Annotated in this window: 20 protein-coding genes; 9 read left to right on the top strand and 11 right to left on the bottom strand. The window is 60.8% G+C overall.

Going from position 1 to position 16,799, the window contains the following annotated elements; genetic code table 11:
- Positions 1-365: 365 nt before the first annotated feature.
- The 4 genes from rpsD to QA644_RS09430 all read left to right on the top strand — a co-directional run bounded on the left by rpsD (position 366) and on the right by QA644_RS09430 (position 3,782).
- Positions 366-983 (top strand): 30S ribosomal protein S4, encoded by a 618-nt coding sequence (gene rpsD, locus QA644_RS09445; RefSeq protein ID WP_022715225.1) that lies wholly within the window; start codon positions 366-368, stop codon positions 981-983.
- A 72-nt stretch (positions 984-1,055) separates the two neighbouring features.
- Complete coding sequence (locus tag QA644_RS09440) at positions 1,056-1,985, top strand: glutaminase (RefSeq protein WP_194729800.1); 930 nt, start codon at positions 1,056-1,058, stop codon at positions 1,983-1,985.
- A gap of 56 nt (positions 1,986-2,041) precedes the next feature.
- Positions 2,042-2,926 (top strand): tRNA 2-thiocytidine(32) synthetase TtcA, encoded by an 885-nt coding sequence (ttcA, locus tag QA644_RS09435; RefSeq protein WP_283072136.1) that lies wholly within the window; start codon positions 2,042-2,044, stop codon positions 2,924-2,926.
- A gap of 31 nt (positions 2,927-2,957) precedes the next feature.
- Positions 2,958-3,782, top strand: coding sequence for an inositol monophosphatase family protein (locus QA644_RS09430; protein ID WP_194729798.1), 825 nt, complete (start codon positions 2,958-2,960; stop codon positions 3,780-3,782).
- 123 nt (positions 3,783-3,905) lie between these two features.
- On the opposite strand, the gene QA644_RS09425 is transcribed toward QA644_RS09430, so the two are convergent.
- A complete protein-coding gene (locus QA644_RS09425) occupies positions 3,906-4,034 on the bottom strand; it encodes a hypothetical protein (RefSeq protein WP_257788081.1) in 129 nt (42 codons plus the stop codon).
- Between the two features lie 206 nt (positions 4,035-4,240).
- On the opposite strand from QA644_RS09425, the gene QA644_RS09420 reads away from it, so the two are divergent.
- Both QA644_RS09420 and QA644_RS09415 read left to right on the top strand, forming a co-directional pair.
- Positions 4,241-4,501, top strand: coding sequence for a DUF982 domain-containing protein (locus QA644_RS09420; RefSeq protein ID WP_283072134.1), 261 nt, complete (start codon positions 4,241-4,243; stop codon positions 4,499-4,501).
- Entirely contained in the window at positions 4,498-5,256 is a 759-nt protein-coding gene (locus QA644_RS09415; protein ID WP_283072133.1) for an aminoglycoside phosphotransferase family protein, read from the top strand. The genes QA644_RS09420 and QA644_RS09415 overlap by 4 nt, the downstream gene beginning before the upstream one ends.
- Before the next feature lie 75 nt (positions 5,257-5,331).
- On the opposite strand, the gene QA644_RS09410 is transcribed toward QA644_RS09415, so the two are convergent.
- The 4 genes from QA644_RS09410 to QA644_RS09395 all read right to left on the bottom strand — a co-directional run bounded on the left by QA644_RS09410 (position 5,332) and on the right by QA644_RS09395 (position 8,705).
- A complete protein-coding gene (locus tag QA644_RS09410) occupies positions 5,332-6,612 on the bottom strand; it encodes a multidrug effflux MFS transporter (protein ID WP_194729796.1) in 1,281 nt (426 codons plus the stop codon).
- A gap of 40 nt (positions 6,613-6,652) precedes the next feature.
- Positions 6,653-7,858 carry a multidrug effflux MFS transporter gene (locus QA644_RS09405; protein ID WP_283072355.1) on the bottom strand — a complete coding sequence of 402 codons (1,206 nt, stop codon included), beginning with the start codon at positions 7,856-7,858 and terminating at the stop codon, positions 6,653-6,655.
- A 140-nt stretch (positions 7,859-7,998) separates the two neighbouring features.
- Positions 7,999-8,331: a Grx4 family monothiol glutaredoxin gene (gene grxD / locus QA644_RS09400; RefSeq protein WP_022715234.1), complete on the bottom strand. Its 333-nt coding sequence runs from the start codon at positions 8,329-8,331 to the stop codon at positions 7,999-8,001.
- A gap of 146 nt (positions 8,332-8,477) precedes the next feature.
- On the bottom strand, positions 8,478-8,705 hold the full coding sequence (locus tag QA644_RS09395) for a hypothetical protein (RefSeq protein ID WP_074068338.1): 228 nt from the start codon (positions 8,703-8,705) through the stop codon (positions 8,478-8,480).
- Positions 8,706-8,861: 156 nt separating this feature from the next.
- Between QA644_RS09395 and QA644_RS09390 the strand changes: the two genes are divergently transcribed.
- The gene (locus tag QA644_RS09390; protein WP_283072132.1) at positions 8,862-10,013 is read left to right on the top strand and encodes a hypothetical protein; all 1,152 of its coding nucleotides are present in this window, start codon (positions 8,862-8,864) and stop codon (positions 10,011-10,013) included.
- A 25-nt stretch (positions 10,014-10,038) separates the two neighbouring features.
- Here QA644_RS09390 and QA644_RS09385 read toward each other — a convergent pair whose 3' ends face one another.
- The 4 genes from QA644_RS09385 to QA644_RS09370 all read right to left on the bottom strand — a co-directional run bounded on the left by QA644_RS09385 (position 10,039) and on the right by QA644_RS09370 (position 13,630).
- Entirely contained in the window at positions 10,039-10,272 is a 234-nt protein-coding gene (locus tag QA644_RS09385; protein WP_039845020.1) for a BolA family transcriptional regulator, read from the bottom strand.
- Between the two features lie 19 nt (positions 10,273-10,291).
- A complete protein-coding gene (gene purL, locus QA644_RS09380; RefSeq protein WP_283072131.1) occupies positions 10,292-12,526 on the bottom strand; it encodes a phosphoribosylformylglycinamidine synthase subunit PurL in 2,235 nt (744 codons plus the stop codon).
- Between the two features lie 128 nt (positions 12,527-12,654).
- Entirely contained in the window at positions 12,655-13,236 is a 582-nt protein-coding gene (locus tag QA644_RS09375; RefSeq protein ID WP_283072130.1) for an acyloxyacyl hydrolase, read from the bottom strand.
- Positions 13,237-13,321: 85 nt separating this feature from the next.
- Positions 13,322-13,630 (bottom strand): transposase, encoded by a 309-nt coding sequence (locus QA644_RS09370; protein WP_283072129.1) that lies wholly within the window; start codon positions 13,628-13,630, stop codon positions 13,322-13,324.
- A gap of 56 nt (positions 13,631-13,686) precedes the next feature.
- On the opposite strand from QA644_RS09370, the gene QA644_RS09365 reads away from it, so the two are divergent.
- Positions 13,687-14,478, top strand: a complete 792-nt coding sequence (locus QA644_RS09365) for a transposase (RefSeq protein ID WP_283072128.1) — start codon at positions 13,687-13,689, stop codon at positions 14,476-14,478.
- Between the two features lie 140 nt (positions 14,479-14,618).
- Here the strand turns inward: QA644_RS09365 and QA644_RS09360 are convergent, their stop codons facing one another.
- Positions 14,619-16,037, bottom strand: a complete 1,419-nt coding sequence (locus QA644_RS09360; protein ID WP_283072127.1) for a PLP-dependent aminotransferase family protein — start codon at positions 16,035-16,037, stop codon at positions 14,619-14,621.
- Positions 16,038-16,111: 74 nt separating this feature from the next.
- Here QA644_RS09360 and QA644_RS09355 point away from each other — a divergent pair, with 74 nt between their 5' ends.
- Entirely contained in the window at positions 16,112-16,363 is a 252-nt protein-coding gene (locus tag QA644_RS09355) for a DUF1127 domain-containing protein (protein ID WP_283072126.1), read from the top strand.
- On the opposite strand, the gene QA644_RS09350 is transcribed toward QA644_RS09355, so the two are convergent.
- Complete coding sequence (locus QA644_RS09350; protein ID WP_074068330.1) at positions 16,364-16,762, bottom strand: hypothetical protein; 399 nt, start codon at positions 16,760-16,762, stop codon at positions 16,364-16,366.
- Positions 16,763-16,799 lie beyond the last annotated feature (37 nt).

The raw sequence follows: 16,799 nt of genomic DNA, 5'->3' as shown, positions 1-16,799 counted from the left end.
TTGGCAATAATTCTTATGAGGCCATTTTCTGTAATTGCACGTGTGGCCCAACCAACCTGAGAATTTTCGAGCGACCGATGTGCGGCATTGTGATATTCGCGATAGCGATCAACGAGCAGCTGAATATAGCGATAAACGCGATATCCCCCAACGCGCTCCGCTGTTGACATTTTCATGACGAACCCCTAAAGACCGCGTGAGCACCGGGCAGCAATGTCCGGTGTTTCATTTGACATGTCCCGTGGATTTGTCCTGTTCGCGTAATGGGATAGTCCTGTCGGGCTTTCGGAAGAAAGCCAAAGGAGGGCGTGTTTCCTTCGCGCGGTTTGGCAACAAACCGTCCTAACACTCTGAAAGGAAATACGATGAGCAAGCGCGAATCGTCCAAGTACAAGATTGACCGCCGTATGGGCGAAAACATCTGGGGCCGTCCTAAATCCCCGGTGAACCGCCGCGAATACGGCCCGGGCCAGCATGGTCAGCGCCGCAAGGGCAAGCTTTCCGACTTCGGTGTGCAGCTGCGCGCCAAGCAGAAGCTGAAGGGTTACTACGGTGACCTGCGCGAGAAGCAGTTCCGTGCGATCTTCGACGAAGCCAACCGCCGCAAGGGTGACACCTCGGAAAACCTGATCGGTCTTCTGGAGTCCCGTCTCGACGCGATCGTCTATCGCGCCAAGTTCGTTCCGACCGTTTTCGCTGCCCGCCAGTTCGTGAACCACGGCCACGTGACCGTGAACGGCGTCCGCGTCAACATCGGTTCCTACCGTTGCAAGGCCGGCGACGTCATCGAAGTTCGCCAGAAGTCGAAGCAGCTCGTAACCGTTCTGGAATCCATCGGCCTCGCTGAGCGCGACGTTCCGGAATACATCGAAGTTGATCACAACAAGATGGTTGCGACCTTCGCACGCGTTCCTTCGCTCTCCGACGTTCCGTATCCGGTCGTCATGGAGCCGCATCTGGTGGTCGAATTCTATTCGCGTTAATCGACGCGAGGCGTTTTCGCATACGGAAAAGCCGCCTCCTGGGCGGCTTTTTTGTTCTCTGGAGAGAAAGCCATGGTGGATTTGCAGGCCGTCCTCGACAGCATCTACGAGGAGCTGACCCCCCGCATCGGCGAGGGCAAGGTCGCGGACTATATCCCTGAGCTTGCAAAGATCGATCCGAACCAGTTCGGCATGGCGGTCGTGACGGTCGACGGCAAGATCTACCGCGCCGGCGATGCCGACGTGCCGTTCTCCATCCAGAGCATTTCCAAGGTCTTCATGCTGACCTTAGCGCTCGGCAAGGTCGGCGAGGGACTCTGGAAGCGCGTCGGGCGCGAACCTTCCGGGTCAGCCTTCAATTCCATTGTCCAGCTCGAGCATGAGCACGGAATCCCGCGTAATCCCTTCATCAATGCCGGGGCAATCGCCGTCACCGACGTCGTGATGGCCGGTCATGCGCCGCGCGAGGCGATCGGCGAGCTGCTGCGCTTCGTTCGCTATCTGGCGGACGACGAGTCGGTGACGATCGATGAGAAGGTGGCGCGCTCCGAGACGCAGACCGGATACCGGAATTTCGCGCTCGCCAATTTCATGCGCGCCTACAAGAACATCGATCATCCGGTCGAACATGTGCTTGGCGTCTATTTCCATCAATGCGCGCTGTCTATGAGCTGCGAGCAACTAGCAACGGCCGGGCTGTTCCTTGCAGCCCGCGGCAGCAATCCCATGACCGGCCATTCGGTCGTGTCGCCGAAGCGCGCGCGGCGCATCAATGCACTGATGCTCACCTGTGGCCATTACGACGGCTCGGGCGATTTCGCCTATCATGTCGGCCTTCCCGGCAAGAGCGGCGTCGGCGGCGGCATCTTCGCTGTTGCCCCGGGGGTCGCCTCGATCGCCGCCTGGTCGCCAGGTTTGAACAAGGTGGGCAATTCGCAGCTTGCGGCCGTGGCGCTGGAGATGCTCGCAGCGCGCACGGGCTGGTCGGTTTTTGGCGATTGATGCTTCGTTGACGCATGGCTTTCTGCTAAGGCAGAGTTATTGGATTGGGTAGGACGATGAATATCGCAGCCAACATTGATGAGGCATTCGGGGAGGCTGCGGGAGACGGCGTGACCGGCCATGCGCTCTTTGCCGATGCCCCGGGTTCCGTCTCGTTCAACAAGCTGCGCAAGCGCCTGCTCCGGCAAGTTCGCCAAGCCTTCGACGATTTCGGCATGCTGAAGGGTCAGAAGCGCTGGCTGGTCGGCATTTCAGGCGGCAAAGATTCCTACGGTTTGCTGGCGCTGCTGCTCGACTTGCAATGGCGTGGACTGCTGCCGGTCGAGCTGATCGCCTGCAATCTCGACCAGGGCCAGCCGAACTTTCCGAAACATATCCTGCCGGATTATCTGACGAGGATCGGCGTGAAGCACCGCATCGAATATCGGGATACCTATTCGATCGTGAAGGAGAAGGTACCGGAGGGGGCGACCTACTGCTCGCTCTGTTCCCGTCTTCGCCGCGGCAACCTTTACCGCATCGCGCGGGAGGAGGGCTGTGATGCCCTGGTGCTCGGCCACCACCGCGAGGATATCCTCGAGACCTTCTTCATGAACTTTTTCCATGGCGGGCGTCTCGCCTCCATGCCGGCGAAGCTGCTCAACGACGAAGGCGACCTCATGGTGCTCAGGCCGCTTGCATATTGCGCAGAGGACGACATGGCGAAGTTTGCTGCGGCCATGCGGTTTCCAATCATCCCCTGCGATCTCTGCGGCTCGCAAGACGGCCTGCAGCGCAATGCGATGAAGGATATGCTTGCGGATATCGAGCGGCGCATGCCGGGCCGCAAGGATACGATGCTGCGGGCGCTCGCGCATGTGAACCCTTCACACTTGCTCGATCCGCAGCTTTTCGATTTTTCCAGCCTGATGGTCACAGAGCCGTCACCGAAGAGCGCATAACTGGGCGAACGCTCAAAAGTAAGGACATGCCATGACTTCGACAGTTGATGTGACGACGCTCTCCGATCTCCTCAGGCGGGCGGCGAAGGCCGAGATATTGCCGCGCTTCCGGCGGCTTGGCAGCGGCGACGTACGGGTCAAGACCGAGGCGACTGACCTGGTGACGGAAGCCGACGAGCAGGCTGAGCGGATGATGAAGGCGGAGGCGGCAAAACGCTGGCCGGACGCAGTCTTCATCGGCGAGGAGTCGGTTGCTGCCGACCCTGCGCTGCTCGGCAAGCTGCAGGGAGCGGATCTTGCGATCGTCGTCGATCCAGTCGACGGCACCTTCAATTTTGCTTCCGGCATTCCCGCCTTCGGCGTCATGGCTTCGGTCGTGTCGAAGGGTGAAACCGTTGCCGGCATCATCTACGACCCGATGGGCGACGACTGGGTGATGGCGGAAAAGGGGGGCGGCGCCTGGCTGCGACGGCCGGAGGGCGAGGCGCAGCGGCTTTCGGTGGCAGCGCCGGTGGCATTGGAACAGATGGTCGGTATGGCTTCGACCGGCTATCTGCCGAAGGAGAAGCGTCCGGAAATTCTCGCAAATCTCGCAAAGGTACGCTTCCTCGTGAATTACCGCTGCGCCGCGCATGAATACCGGACATTCGCATCAGGACACGTGCATTACCTGATGTACAATAAGCTGATGCCCTGGGATCATCTGGCGGGAACGCTGATCTGCCAGGAGGCGGGCGCCCATGCGGCGCGTTTCGATGGAACGGCTTACCTTCCGCACCACGTCGGCGGCGGATTGCTGATCGCTCCGGACAAGGCGTCGTGGGAGTTGCTGCGGCGGGAGGTTTTCACGGTCTGAGGATTGAGGGCGTAAGCCTCGATCCATGCCCGACATATAGGGAGAAATGCATATTTCCTCCCAAGCTGTTTTGATCACGATACCGCCCCGCTTCTAAGCGGGGTTTTTCGTGTCGGGTTGGGCTTAGTTCGTCGAACTTGTCGTCACCTGATCGACCGGGATGCCAGGCGAGTTTTGCGGGAGGGATGCGATTGCGAACATCGCAAAGGCATAAGCGGCAAATACAGAAGCCGCGACGGTGGTCTTGATCATCTCTTGCTCCATCGTTGCCAGGGCAGATTAGCCCGAAAGGGCGATGGCCACAAGAAATATGAACGCCAGATGAACAAAACGTCATGGAAAGTCTCCGCATCGTCGCGCGCGGCGTGCCGTCACGCTGCTCGGTACCCGAGCGATTGCGCGGGAACGAGTCGCCCGGTGATTCGTTGAGTCGAATGTTTTGCGTGAGGTATTGCGTCATGGAGAAAAAAGATATCCGGAAATTCCCGCCCGTCAGGATCAAACTCGGCGGACGCTATCGCGTCGTCAGGACGGTTCACGATGCCTACAAGCTGATGGTCACCGAATGGCCGATCCACGATGGCCCGGCGCTCTACCGCGCCGAGATCACATGTCTGGATGCCTTCAACGATGCGACGCCGGCCGCTGAGGTGCGGAAGAAGTTCCTGGTTGCGGCCAGCGAGGCGCACCTGGAATATTTGTCTGATCCGGTTCGATGAGCTCCATTGATATTGGCGATCTGCTCGGTACCGGCAAGGAAGCGGAGGTCTACGAGCATGGGGCGCTGGTCCTTAAGCTTTACAGGGTCACCGCGTCCAAAAGTGCTGCGTTCAGAGAAGCCGCGATTCTCGCGCACATCGAGCCATTTGGCCTGCCGGCGCCAAAGGTTTCAGACGTCGGACAGTATGGCGACCGCTGGGGACTGGTGATGACCCGGGCCCGCGGGCAGCCATTTGCCAACGCGATGATCTCTCAGCCCGCGTTGATTCCAAAATACCTGGATGAAATGGTGCGGCTGCACAGGGAAATCCACGGCCAATCCGCACGCGCACTTCCGGAGCTTAAGGCGAGAGTGGCCTCAAATATTCGGCATGCGCCATCCTTAAATACAGCACATCGTGAAAGGCTTCTGAGGGGGCTCGATACGCTGCCGAACGGGAACGCTCTCTGTCACGGAGATTTTCATCCCTCAAACGTCCTCGGCTCACCTGGTCAAGCGATGGTCGTGGATTGGTTGGACGCATGCGCCGGCAGCCCGGCCGCCGATGTCTGTCGCACCTATGTCCTAATACGTCATGCAGCTCCCGAAATAGCCACTTCCTATGCCGAAACCTATGCAAGAGCCAGCGGCCTTGCCCTAGGCGATATTTTCGCCTGGTTGCCCTTTGTTGCCGCGGCCCGGCTGGCAGAGGGAGTTTCGAAGGAAGAAGACGAACTGATACGTATGGCTGACACGGGTGGGTCAGATATCTGATCGCGCGCCAATCGCAAATTCTCCAAATCGAAGTTCCGCCTTCGGGCGCAGGGCGCAGGCTGACATGGCACACCATCACAAATGCGCAGCACCCGGGTCGAGTTGCGGGCTGTCGCCCGGGTGGGTGAAGAGTTTGCCCTTTTCGGCAAAGAGCGTGGCGACGATGCTGATTGCGCCGAAGACCGCAAAGCCTGCAAAGAGCGGCTGGACGGTACCGTTGAAGAGCTGGCCGACGCCTCCTCCGAGCAGCGCGCCGACGGAGGTCGAGACGAAACCGGTGATGGCGGTCGCCGTGCCTGCAAGATTGCCCATCGGTTCCAGACTGATTGCCGTGAAGTTCGTGGCGATGACGGCAAACATCATCAGCAGAATGGAGAACAGAGCGTAGTCCAACGCGAAATTGACGTTGGCATCGAGCGCCATGACGTAGCCGAATGCCGAAATCACCGTAAAGAGGATCATTGCGGTGTGCGAGATGCGGCGCATGCCGAAGGTGCGCACGAAGAAGCCGTTGGCGAAGTTGGCAACGGCAATGCCGCCTGCCGTTGCCGCAAAGGCGATCGGCAGCCAATCGCCGAGGCCGTAGACTTCACCGAAAACCTGCTGGACGGAGATCACATAGGCGCTGATTACGCCCGTGAACATCGTGAGCCCGATCATGTAGCCGCAGGTGATGCGGTTGGTGAGAACGGTCCTGAAGCCGTCGACGATCGAGCCGACGGAGAGCGGGATGCGCTCATCGACCGGCAGCGACTCCTTCAGGCGTAGCAGTGCCCAGAGGAAGAGGACCGCGCCGACGATGCCGAGCAGGATGAAGATCCAATGCCAGTCGGCGTAGCTGATGATCAGCTGGCCGACGGAAGGCGCGACGATCGGCACGATCATGAAGACGATCATCACGTAGGACATGACGCGGGCCATTTCGCGGCCGCCGAAGCAGTCGCGGACAACCGCCATCGTGGTGATGCGCACCGCGGCACCGCCAATCCCCTGGACGAAGCGCATGACGAGCAGCATCTCGAAGCTGCCGGTCAGTGCCGCGCCGAACATCGCCAGCACGTAGACGGCGAGGCCGCCGAGCAGGATGCGGCGGCGGCCGAAGGTGTCGGACAGGCTGCCGAAGATGATCTGCGAGACACCAAAGCCGAAGAAGAAGACACCGATGATGAGTTGCGCATCGTTGGTGCTCGTCACGCTCAGCGAGCGGCCGATGGCGGGAAGCGCCGGCAGCATACTGTCGATTGCCATGGCGATGCTGGCGGTCATGATCGCGATGGTTATGACGAATTCCGTAAAGCCCATGCCGATGCGGCTGGAGCCCTGATTTTCAGTGTGCGGTTTATGCTGCGGGATCATTCTTCAAATCCAGTCAATGTAAAATGGTTAGATGGCCTGCTCAGAGACGCGGATTGTGAGGCTGAAACAGACGGCCCTTCTCGGCGATCAGGACGAAGACGAGTGCGATGATCGACACGGCGAAATAACCGGAGACCATCGGCAGCGCCGTCCCGTCGAAGGCTTGGCCGATTGCCGCGCCGATGATTGCGCCGCCGATCGTGCTCATGAAGCCGAGGACGGAGGAGGCGGTGCCCGCCACGTGGCCGAGCGGCTCCATGGCGAGCGAGTTGAAGTTCGAGCCGATCCAGCCGAACTGGAACATCGCAATGCCGAAGAAGCCGATGAATAGGAAGAAAGGCATTGGCTGCGGGCCAACGACCTGCACGATCATCCAGAGCGTGTTGACGGCGACGAAACCGAGCAGCGATCCATGCGACAGCCGCCGCATGCCGAACTTGCCGACGAAGCGCGAATTGAGAAACGACGCCATGGACATGAAGACCGCGACAGCGGCGAAGGCGAAGGGGAAATAGACGCCGAGATCGTAGATGCCGACATAGATCTGCTGCGCGGAGTTGATGAATCCGAACAGCGAGCCGAAGATGAAGGTGGTCGCAAGCGTATAGCAAAGTGCAATGCGGTTCGTCAGAACGAGCTGGAAGCCGCTGAGGATTGAGCGCGCGGTGAAGGGGCGCATGTTGCGCGGATCGAGCGTCTCCGGCAGGCGATAGAAGGTCCATGCGGCGATTGCCGCCCCCATTGCGGCGATGAAGACGAAGATCATGTGCCAGCTCGCAAAGAGCATGATGATCTGGCCGCTCCCGGGCGCGACGACGGGCACGATCATGAACACCATCATGATCAGCGACATGACTTCGGCCATCTGCCGGCCGCCGTAGATGTCGCGGACGATCGAAATGGTGATGACGCGCGTTGCGGCAGAGCCGATGCCCTGGATGAAACGCAGGACGAGTAAGCCGGCAAACGAAGGTATGAAAGCAATCCCAATCGCGGAAGCGATATAAATCCCCAGACCGACGAGAAGCGGCAGGCGACGGCCGAAGCGGTCGGAAATCGGGCCATAGAAGAGCTGAGCGCCGCCGAAGCCGAGAAGATAGGACGAGACGACGAATTGCCGGTAGTTTTCGCTTTCGACGCCCAGATTGGCGCCGATCTGCTGCAGAGCCGGCAGCATGATATCGATTGCCAGCGAATTGGTTGCCATCAAAAAGGCGGCGAGCGCGATGAATTCACGCTTGCCCATGGGCGTCTGGCCCGCGGACACGGCTTGTGATGAATCTGTCACAATGAAAATCCCATAAACAGGTCAAGGCGCTGTTGAGCACAGCGCCTTGAACTCGAATTAGAACAGATTTGGAAACCGGACGGACGCCCGGTGACCTGTCAGGCGGCGCGAACCGTCACGCCGTTTTCCTGGAAGTGCTGCTGTAACTCGCCGGCCTGGAACATTTCCCGCACGATGTCACAGCCGCCGATAAACTCGCCCTTCACGTAAAGCTGCGGGATTGTCGGCCAATTCGAATAGTCCTTGATGCCCTGGCGGATTTCCGAATCGGCGAGCACGTCAATGCCCTTGTAGTCGACACCGAGGTAATCGAGGATCTGGACGACCTGGCCGGAGAAACCGCACTGCGGAAACTGCGGCGTGCCCTTCATGAAAAGGACGACGTCGTTCGTCTTGATTTCGTTGTCGATGAATTCGTTGATACCGCTCATGGGACCTAATCCTTTCAACAGGCAGGTTAAAGGCCTGCCGTTTCAATCGTGAGCCTTAGATAGCATGTGACGGCTCAAATTCCAGCCGCCAAAATCAAAAAAAGATAAGCATGCTTACGGTGGATGATGGCACGATGGCGGAACGCCTAGCGGCTGCGCTGCCTGCTGCGGGCAGTGGCAGTGCGGCGTTTGCTGACCTGCTTGCGGGCGGGTTTATTCGCTGTTGAGCCAGTGCGGGTGAAGCGCCCGGTCGTGGAAGAGCGTGTCTGGCGCTTCTTTCGCTTGGTGGTGGTTCGGAGCGCAGTTTTCTTGAGGATTTCCTTGAGCACGGTCTCGACAACGCCGCTCACGAGTTCCTTCACGATATCAGCCATTCAAATCCCTCCAGCACCCAAACGCTTCGTGGCTATTGAATTCCCGATGCTTTCGGTTAGCAAGCGCTCTTCAACAGCACGAGAGCTTTTTCCGCCACATTTCACATGCATGCGCGTTTTGCGAATTGGCGGGCCGAGCTCGCCGGAAAGATATTTATGGAATTGATCAAGAAGAGGGTGGTACTTCACTTCCCGGGTTTCGAACCGCTGGACGGGAAGGCTCACCGGGCGCGCTACGAGCGAACGGCCAGACAAAGCGGAAAGGTTTGGGGCTTCCAGGCGCAGTTAGGCGAAATAGGCGATTGCCACGAGTTTGCGAAATTCGACGTACTCGCCGCGTCCGATTTCTGGCAGACCGCAAGCAGGGTTCATGTTTTCGATCATGACGTGCTGGTACAGCATCTTAGCGCCAAGCCGGCGGTAAAGCGCATAGTCGACGGCTTTGCCGCCTGCGGCCGCATCATCGTGGACGGGGGATTGGCCGGCTATTTCCGCCATGCCTGGCGCTTCGGCCTTTTCTTCATCTTTCCGTTCGTGCTGATGCTGCTCGGCCTCATGCTGATGGCCACGATCGCTTCGGCGCCGATGGGCTTCGGTCTCCGGGTTTGGCATATCGTCTGGAGCCTGCCGGCGGCGGCTGCCTTCTTCGTCTATCTTTTCCTACCTTTCGCCGAACGCTTCTACGCCCTGCATCTCTTCGCGGATTGGGAAATGGCGGTTGCGCTTGGGCGCATGGATCGCCCCGAGGTCGACGCATGGCTCGTACGCTGTGCGACTGCGGCGCGCGAGGCGCTGCTGGAGGATGCTGACGAATATGTGATCTCGTCGCACAGCATGGGCTCGAGCGTTGCCGCGCATGTCGTCGGTTCGCTCCTTGAGAAGGAGCCGGAACTCTTCGACGGCAAGCAGGTCGTCTTTGCTTCGCTTGGTTCGGCGGTGCTGCAATGCGCGCTGCTGTCACCCGCAAAAGCGCTGCGCGCCCGTGTCGGGCGGATCGCGTGCTGCCGATCCGTCTTCTGGCTCGACGTGCACTGCCTGACGGACGCCATCCATTTCTACAAGGTGCCGGTTGTCGCCGCAGCGGGCCATCCGGACGCGCCGCAGGCAAGAATGCAGTTCATCCGCGTCAAGCAGATGCTGACGCCGGAACACTACAAGAAGATCAAGCTGGATTTCCTGCGGGTGCACCGGCAATACGTGCTGGGGCCGGACCTGCACGCAACCTTCGATTTCACGCTGCTGACGGCCGGACCGGTGCCCGCCGCGCTTGTCGCCGATGGCGGACTGCAAAAAATGCCCGGCTTGTGACCGGGCATTCCCAATTATCGAAGCATCATTCCGGGGCCGATGTCTGCAGCGCCAGTGCGTGCAGGATGCCGCCCATGTTTCCTTTGAGGGCCTCATACACCATCTGGTGCTGCTGGACGCGGCTCTTGCCCCGGAAGGCTTCGGCCACGACTTCGGCGGCGTAATGATCACCGTCGCCCGCAAGGTCGCGGATCGTCACCTTGGCACCGGGTATCCCGGCCCTGATCATGTCTTCGATATCGCCGGGTTTCATGGCCATGTTCGTAACTCCTTGCACATCATTCCGCAGCGACAAGTGCCTCTGCGCTATCCATGAATTCAGGGAACCACGATTCATGGGCGTTGCGCAATTGCTGAATGGGGAGCGACAAAAGATCATCGACAACGAGGTCGCTGCCGGCGAGCGTGCCGAGACGGCGGAAGGGCACGCCGGCGCCTTCCGCATTGGCGCAGACGAAATCGGCGACGTCGGGTTTGACCGCGATGACGTAGCGTGCCTGGTCTTCCCCGAATAGGAGGGCATGCGGCGCGCCCTTGCCTTCGGCAAGCGTCACCATCAGGCCCGTCCCCGATGCCATCGCCATTTCCGCGAGCGCCAGAGCGAGGCCGCCGGAAGAGATATCGTGGCAGGCGGTGACCTGGCCGTTGCGGATTGCGGAACGAACGAAATCGCCGTTGCGGCGCTCGGCGAAGAGATCCACTTCCGGCGCCGGACCATCGATGCTGCCGACGATATCGCGCAGGTAGATCGAGGAGCCCAGATGGCTGCCGTCGGTGCCGATCAGGATCAGCTGATCGCCTTCGGATGCGCCGCCGATGCGCGCCATCGCCTGCCAGTCTGGCAGCAGGCCGACGCCTGCGATCGTCGGGGTGGGCAGGATCGCGATGCCATTCGTCTCGTTGTAGAGCGAGACGTTGCCGGAAACGATCGGGAAATCCAGCGCACGGCACGCTTCGCCGATGCCTTTTACGGCTTCGACGAACTGGCCCATAATTTCCGGCTTCTCCGGATTGCCGAAATTGAGGTTGTCGGTCGCAGCCAGCGGCTCGGCTCCCGTCGCGGTGATATTGCGCCAGCATTCGGCGACGGCCTGCTTGCCGCCTTCGAACGGATCGGCCTCGACATAACGCGGCGTGACATCGGACGAGAAGGCGAGCGCCTTGGTCGGATGGCCTTCGACGCGGACAACGCCGGCGTCGCCGCCCGGAAGCTGCAGCGAATTGCCCTGGATCAGCGTATCGTATTGTTCGTAGACCCAGCGGCGGCTGGACTGGTTGGGCGAGCCGACGAGCTGCAGCAGCGCCTTACCATAATCGTCCGGTGCTGATACGAGCTCAGCGGGGAGGGGAGCGCGCTTACCGGATTCCCGCCAGGGGCGGTCGTATTCCGGCGCCTGGTCGCCGAGGTCCTTGATCGGTAGATTGGCGACTTCTTCGCCCTGATGCACGACGCAGAAGCGCAGGTCGTCGGTGGTCTTGCCGACGATCGCGAAATCGAGGCCCCACTTGACGAAGATCGCCTTGGCGACCGCCTCCTTGTCCGGCTCGAGGACCATGAGCATACGCTCCTGGCTCTCCGAGAGCATCATCTCGTAGGCGGTCATCTGCTCTTCGCGGACCGGAACCTTGTCGAGTTCGAGCAGGATGCCGAGATCGCCCTTGGCGCCCATTTCGACGGCCGAGCAGGTGAGGCCGGCCGCACCCATGTCCTGGATGGCGATGACGGCGCCGGTCTGCATCAGTTCAAGGCAGGCTTCCAGCAGGCACTTCTCGGTGAAGGGGTCGCCGACCTGGACGGTCGGGCGCTTTTCCTCGATCGACTCGTCGAATTCGGCGGAGGCCATCGTCGCGCCGCCGACGCCGTCGCGGCCGGTCTTGGCGCCCAGATAGACGACCGGCAGGCCGACGCCCTTGGCTTCCGACAGGAAAATGGCATTCGACTTCGCGAGCCCCGCCGCAAAGGCGTTGACGAGGATGTTGCCGTTGTAGCGGGCGTCGAACTCGACCTCGCCGCCGACCGTCGGAACGCCGAAGGAATTGCCATATCCGCCGACGCCGGCGACGACGCCAGAGACGAGATGGCGGGTCTTCGGATGATCCGGCTCGCCGAAACGAAGAGCGTTCATCGCTGCGATCGGGCGGGCGCCCATGGTGAAGACGTCGCGCAGGATGCCGCCGACGCCAGTCGCAGCGCCCTGGTACGGCTCGATATAGGAGGGGTGGTTGTGGCTCTCCATCTTGAAGACCACACAGTCCCCGTCGTCGATATCGACAACGCCGGCGTTCTCGCCTGGGCCCTGGATGACACGCGGCCCCTTGGTCGGCAGCGTGCGCAGCCACTTCTTGGAAGATTTGTACGAGCAGTGCTCGTTCCACATGGCCGAAAAGATGCCGAGTTCGGTGAAGGTCGGCTCGCGGCCGATCAGGTCCAGTATCCGCTGATATTCATCCGGCTTCAGGCCGTGGCTGGCGATGAGTTCGGGGGTGATCGGGCGGGTATTGGATATGGTCATGAGCTCTCGAAAGTCCCTGCCGTTGCGCGTTTTGCGGTGTCTTTAACCTATGTAAGGGCGACACGCGACAGGAAAATGCCCACCGTCAACAAAGAGCGGACGAAGTGCCTTTGAGGCCAGGCGTTCGCCTAGAATTTATACCCGATCTGGACGCCTGCGCGCGTCATGCCGTCGTTCGGACCGTCACAAAGATCTGCGTGCGAGGAATGGGCAACTTGCGCCGTGACGTTCCAGTGGGTGTCGAAACGGTACCCCAGACCAATATATTCATGAAACAGCAGTCGGCAGCCGAGTGCCGGCCCATCGCCGTCGTCATCGAGATCGCCAGTGTGGATAAGGCCCCCAAAACCGGCTTCGGCAAAAAGCTTGTCATTGATATCGGCGGTCCAGGAAAGGCCGGCGAAGACCTGGGTCGCTTCACCCCCGGTTCCGATCGACGTGCCGAGGTGAATGCGGGGGCGCATCAGCTTTTGCTTCCAATCGGTAGCGGAATCGGCGCCGAAGGGATCGAAGAATGCCGTAACTTCGGGGAAGACGCCGTCCTCACGCTCGTCGCCGCCCTGGGTCGAGGTTGACGCGCCAAAACGCAGTTCATCGAAAATTCGTTCCTCCGCATGAGCGGATGCCGAGACGTCCGAGACGTCGGCGATCAATGACGCCAGCAAAATACTCAAGGAACGCAGCACCAACCCGCGATTAGGGATCGTCATCCGGTGTCCTCCTTGTTCCGCGCCAAGGGCAGAACAGGAGGATTGGTAGCATGAGTCGCTGCCAAGCCAGCACGCTGTCTTATGTTCATCGTGAACCTCGCGGGATACCCCGGCGTTCAGGCCGGGGAGGAACGCGAGAGCGGCCTTGGGCCGCTTCCCGCTGGGATTTGAGATATTCGGCGATCACCGAGAGCGGTGCGCCGCCACAGCTTGCCGCAAAGGAGGACGGCGACCACAAAACGCCCTTGTAGTAGCGCCCGGTGATTTCCGGGCGGCTCTCGCGCCGACGTCGGCTGGATACGCCTTTGAGGCTGTTGACCAGCTTCGACAGGGCGATCTTCGGAGGGTAATGCACCAGAGGTGAACATGATCGTCCTCGCCGTCGCTCGATCAATTCGGCCTCGAAGTCGCGACACAGCTTGGCGAAGATGCGGCCTGCGTGGCAAGACCATGAATGTGACGGTGAGCCTGGCGGCGAACGGCTGGCACATCGCCTTCGCCTGCGAAATCGACCATGCCGTCCCGCAAAACGATTTGCCCGCCGTGGGGATCGACCGGGGCGTGGCGAACACGCTGACGCTTTCGACCGGGGAGCATTGGTGGATGCCTGCCGGCCTTGCGGAGATCGAGCGCAGGAAGCGCCGGGCCCAGCGCGTTCTGGCGCGGCGCAAGCGCGGGTCGCGTCGCCACGCGAAGGCCCGCCGCCGGGTTGCAGCCTTGCAGGCCCGTGCTGCCCGCATCCGGCAGGATTGGCGGCACAAGGCCAGTCTTGATATCGCCCGTCGCTTCGCAACGGTCGTGCTGGAAGACCTCGCCACGCGCAACATGACGCGCAGCGCCAGGGGAACCGTGGACGCGCCCGGAACCAACGTCTGCCAGAAGGCGGGCCTGAACCGGGCGATCCTCGAACAAGGCTGGCACGGCTTTGAAACCGTGTTGGCCGACAAGCTCGAAGAACGGGGCGGATACCTGTGCAAGGTCGATCCCCGCCACACCTCGCAGACCTGTTCGGCCTGCGGCGCCGTGGACAGGGAAAGCCGCGAAAGCCAAGCGTCTTTCCGCTGTTGCCAATGCGGCTTGCGCGCCCATGCCGACCACAATGCTGCAATCAACATCCTGCGTCGGAACACGGCGTCTATGATCGTGGAGGAAGGGCAGCGGCTCTCCGTTGAAGCGATAACGATCGCCGGAGCTTCGCGCCCCCTCGGAAATCCCCCGCTTTCAAGCGGGGGAAGATGTTAAGCTGTCAACGCGGCGGTCAACAACAACATCCTAGCGGCCCGAACACGGCCATCGAAGGCGGTTAAACCCGTCGCCCGAGAACGCGAAAGGGCGGCCCGAGCCGCCCCTGAAAATCCCCATCCTTTCGGGCGGCGAAGATGTTAAATTTCGCCGACATAGGCCGAGCCGCCGCCTTCCAGCAGGCTTCTCAAAATGATCAGGCCGTTTTCAAGCGCGTCCTTGCTCTTCGGCGAGGAGAAGCCGATGCGCACGCGGTGATAGACCTTGTCGGCGCGGGCGGCCTTGAATTCATCCTCGTCATCGACGAGCACGCCATCGCGAAACGCGGCGTTCTTGAAGGTGCCGGACATCCAGGGATCGGGAAGCCTCAGCCAGAGGAAGGGAACATGCGGGTGTGATTCGAAATCGAACCCGTCCAGCAATTCGCGGACGAGCCGCTCTCGTGTGGCAAGTTCGGTGATACTTGCCTTGCGCATGGCATGGGCGATGCCGCTTTCGACGAGGCGTGCGCAGGTCTCCGCGAGAATGAACGGCAAGCCACCCGTGATCATCTTGTGCGTGACCTTGATTCGCTGGGCAAAATGCGGCGGGCAGGCGACCCATCCACCGCGGACGCCGGCAGCGACCGATTTGGAAAGCCCGTTGACGAGGAAGGTACGGTCGGGCGCCAGCGACGCCAGCAAAGGGATTTCGTCACCCGTCATGCCGCCATAAAGGTCGTCCTCGATTAGCCAGACGCCATGCCTGCGGGCCGTCGCACCAATCGCGGCGCGGCGTTCATAGGGCATGGTTGCAAGCGTCGGGTTGTGCGCGGTTGGCATCAAAAAGGCGAGCTTGGGATGCTGCTGCTGGCATAGCCGCTCGAAGTCATCAGGAAGCACGCCGTTTTCGTCGGAATCGACGGTGATCGTCCGTCGACCCAGCAGGCGGGCGCTGCGGCTCACCTGCGTGTAGCTCAGGTTCTCAAAGACGATCTTATCGCCGGGCGAGGACACGGCTGAGATGATCGAAACCGCGGCCGCATGGGCGCCTAGCGTCGGAACGATATTCTCCGTCTCCGGCGTCCAGCCATTTCGCGCCAGCCACCTCTGCCCGGCCAGGAACCAGTTCCGCGGAAAATTGCGGGAGTAGGAGGATATCTCCGAAATGTTCTGCTCCCCGATTTCGGCGAGGATCTGACCGATAATGCGGCCCTGGCCGAGATCGGGAGCCGCGGTAGTGTCGAAGCGGATCTTGTTTGCCGGCGCGTCGAGAACCCGCGTGCCGCCAAGCGAAATCGTCAGCGGATCGGCCTGTTCGCCCGGCGCCGTCTCCGCGCGATCAAGCACATAGGTTCCACGCCCGACTTCGCCCGCCACCAGTCCACGTTCGTGCACCAAAGCATAGGCCCGGCCGATTGTGCCGATCGTCACGCCGATATCGTAGGCAAGGTTCCGCTGCGGCGGCAGTTTGCTGCCTGCGGGGAGGGCGCCGCTGGCGATGGCGGACTCGATGCTGTCCGCCAGACGCATGTAGACTGGGCCGGAGCCGCGCGAAAGATCAGGGAGCCAATTTGTCATGGTAACAATTTGATAGATTGTCACCATTTACCTGTCAAGAGTATGAACAATCGTCAGTAACGAAGCGGACCTTCATGACGATGTCTATCAATCAGAAGATCGATCAGCATATTGTATCAATTGTTCCCATTGGCGAGCGGTACAAATTGCAACCCAGGCCAACCCAAGGGCTGCTTGCCAAGATTCAGGACATACTGTCTTGCTGGAGCATGAAGCGCGAAGGGCGGCGAGCCCTGCGCGAGATGGCGGATTGGCAGCTGCGCGACATCGGGCTTTCGCCGGCAGATGCGGCGAAAGAAATCAGCAAGTCGCGTTTTTGGGATTGATCAGCGGCAGGTTTTGCCGCCGCCGGACCAGCGGGTCACGTCGCTAGCAATGCGGGTGGAAACCGGCTCGGACATCATCGGTCCGAAGGCCTGGAGGCGGGCTGGGTTGCCTTCGGCCTGAACGACGAGCAGTGGCCTGCCTTCCGGGCTGTTCTTGTGGACAACCAGGATTCGTGGGCGGCCGGAGAAGGAATTGAGTTCCGGCGCCAGGCGGTAGGCTGAAAATGCAGCATCGCCGGATTTGAACCAGCACGAATTGGCGCCGACGGCAACGCGCTCCATGGTGGAAAGCGCGCTGCGATCCGGGCCGGAGGCGGGTGCCCTGGACTGGCACGACGCGATCAAAATGCACAGCATGCTTGCCGCCGCAACCGCTGCGATATTCGTGGAAGGGCGCATCAATCTTGCTCCGGTGGACCTCTTGAGTGCGTCTTAC

The organism is Rhizobium sp. CC1099 (assembly GCF_029714385.1).
Taxonomy (GTDB): Bacteria; Pseudomonadota; Alphaproteobacteria; order Rhizobiales; family Rhizobiaceae; genus Rhizobium.
The sequence above is the reverse complement of the archived record's forward strand: the minus strand, read 5'-3'. Positions and strand labels throughout refer to the sequence as shown.

Bases quoted from the DNA above. Each gene is read 5' to 3' on its own strand.
- QA644_RS09385 (WP_039845020.1), bottom strand. From the start codon at position 10,272: ATGGCCATGAAACCCGGCGATATCGAAGACATGATCAGGGCCGGGATA.
- QA644_RS09375 (WP_283072130.1), bottom strand. From the start codon at position 13,236: ATGACGATCCCTAATCGCGGGTTGGTGCTGCGTTCCTTGAGTATTTTG.
- QA644_RS09365 (WP_283072128.1), top strand. From the start codon at position 13,687: ATGAATGTGACGGTGAGCCTGGCGGCGAACGGCTGGCACATCGCCTTC.
- QA644_RS09355 (WP_283072126.1), top strand. From the start codon at position 16,112: ATGACGATGTCTATCAATCAGAAGATCGATCAGCATATTGTATCAATT.
- QA644_RS09420 (WP_283072134.1), top strand. From the start codon at position 4,241: ATGGAGAAAAAAGATATCCGGAAATTCCCGCCCGTCAGGATCAAACTC.
- QA644_RS09425 (WP_257788081.1), bottom strand. From the start codon at position 4,034: ATGATCAAGACCACCGTCGCGGCTTCTGTATTTGCCGCTTATGCCTTT.
- QA644_RS09405 (WP_283072355.1), bottom strand. From the start codon at position 7,858: ATGGGCAAGCGTGAATTCATCGCGCTCGCCGCCTTTTTGATGGCAACC.
- rpsD (WP_022715225.1), top strand. From the start codon at position 366: ATGAGCAAGCGCGAATCGTCCAAGTACAAGATTGACCGCCGTATGGGC.
- QA644_RS09410 (WP_194729796.1), bottom strand. From the start codon at position 6,612: ATGATCCCGCAGCATAAACCGCACACTGAAAATCAGGGCTCCAGCCGC.
- QA644_RS09395 (WP_074068338.1), bottom strand. From the start codon at position 8,705: ATGGCTGATATCGTGAAGGAACTCGTGAGCGGCGTTGTCGAGACCGTG.
- QA644_RS09415 (WP_283072133.1), top strand. From the start codon at position 4,498: ATGAGCTCCATTGATATTGGCGATCTGCTCGGTACCGGCAAGGAAGCG.
- ttcA (WP_283072136.1), top strand. From the start codon at position 2,042: ATGAATATCGCAGCCAACATTGATGAGGCATTCGGGGAGGCTGCGGGA.
- grxD (WP_022715234.1), bottom strand. From the start codon at position 8,331: ATGAGCGGTATCAACGAATTCATCGACAACGAAATCAAGACGAACGAC.
- QA644_RS09390 (WP_283072132.1), top strand. From the start codon at position 8,862: ATGGAATTGATCAAGAAGAGGGTGGTACTTCACTTCCCGGGTTTCGAA.
- purL (WP_283072131.1), bottom strand. From the start codon at position 12,526: ATGACCATATCCAATACCCGCCCGATCACCCCCGAACTCATCGCCAGC.
- QA644_RS09350 (WP_074068330.1), bottom strand. From the start codon at position 16,762: ATGCGCCCTTCCACGAATATCGCAGCGGTTGCGGCGGCAAGCATGCTG.
- QA644_RS09440 (WP_194729800.1), top strand. From the start codon at position 1,056: ATGGTGGATTTGCAGGCCGTCCTCGACAGCATCTACGAGGAGCTGACC.
- QA644_RS09430 (WP_194729798.1), top strand. From the start codon at position 2,958: ATGACTTCGACAGTTGATGTGACGACGCTCTCCGATCTCCTCAGGCGG.
- QA644_RS09360 (WP_283072127.1), bottom strand. From the start codon at position 16,037: ATGACAAATTGGCTCCCTGATCTTTCGCGCGGCTCCGGCCCAGTCTAC.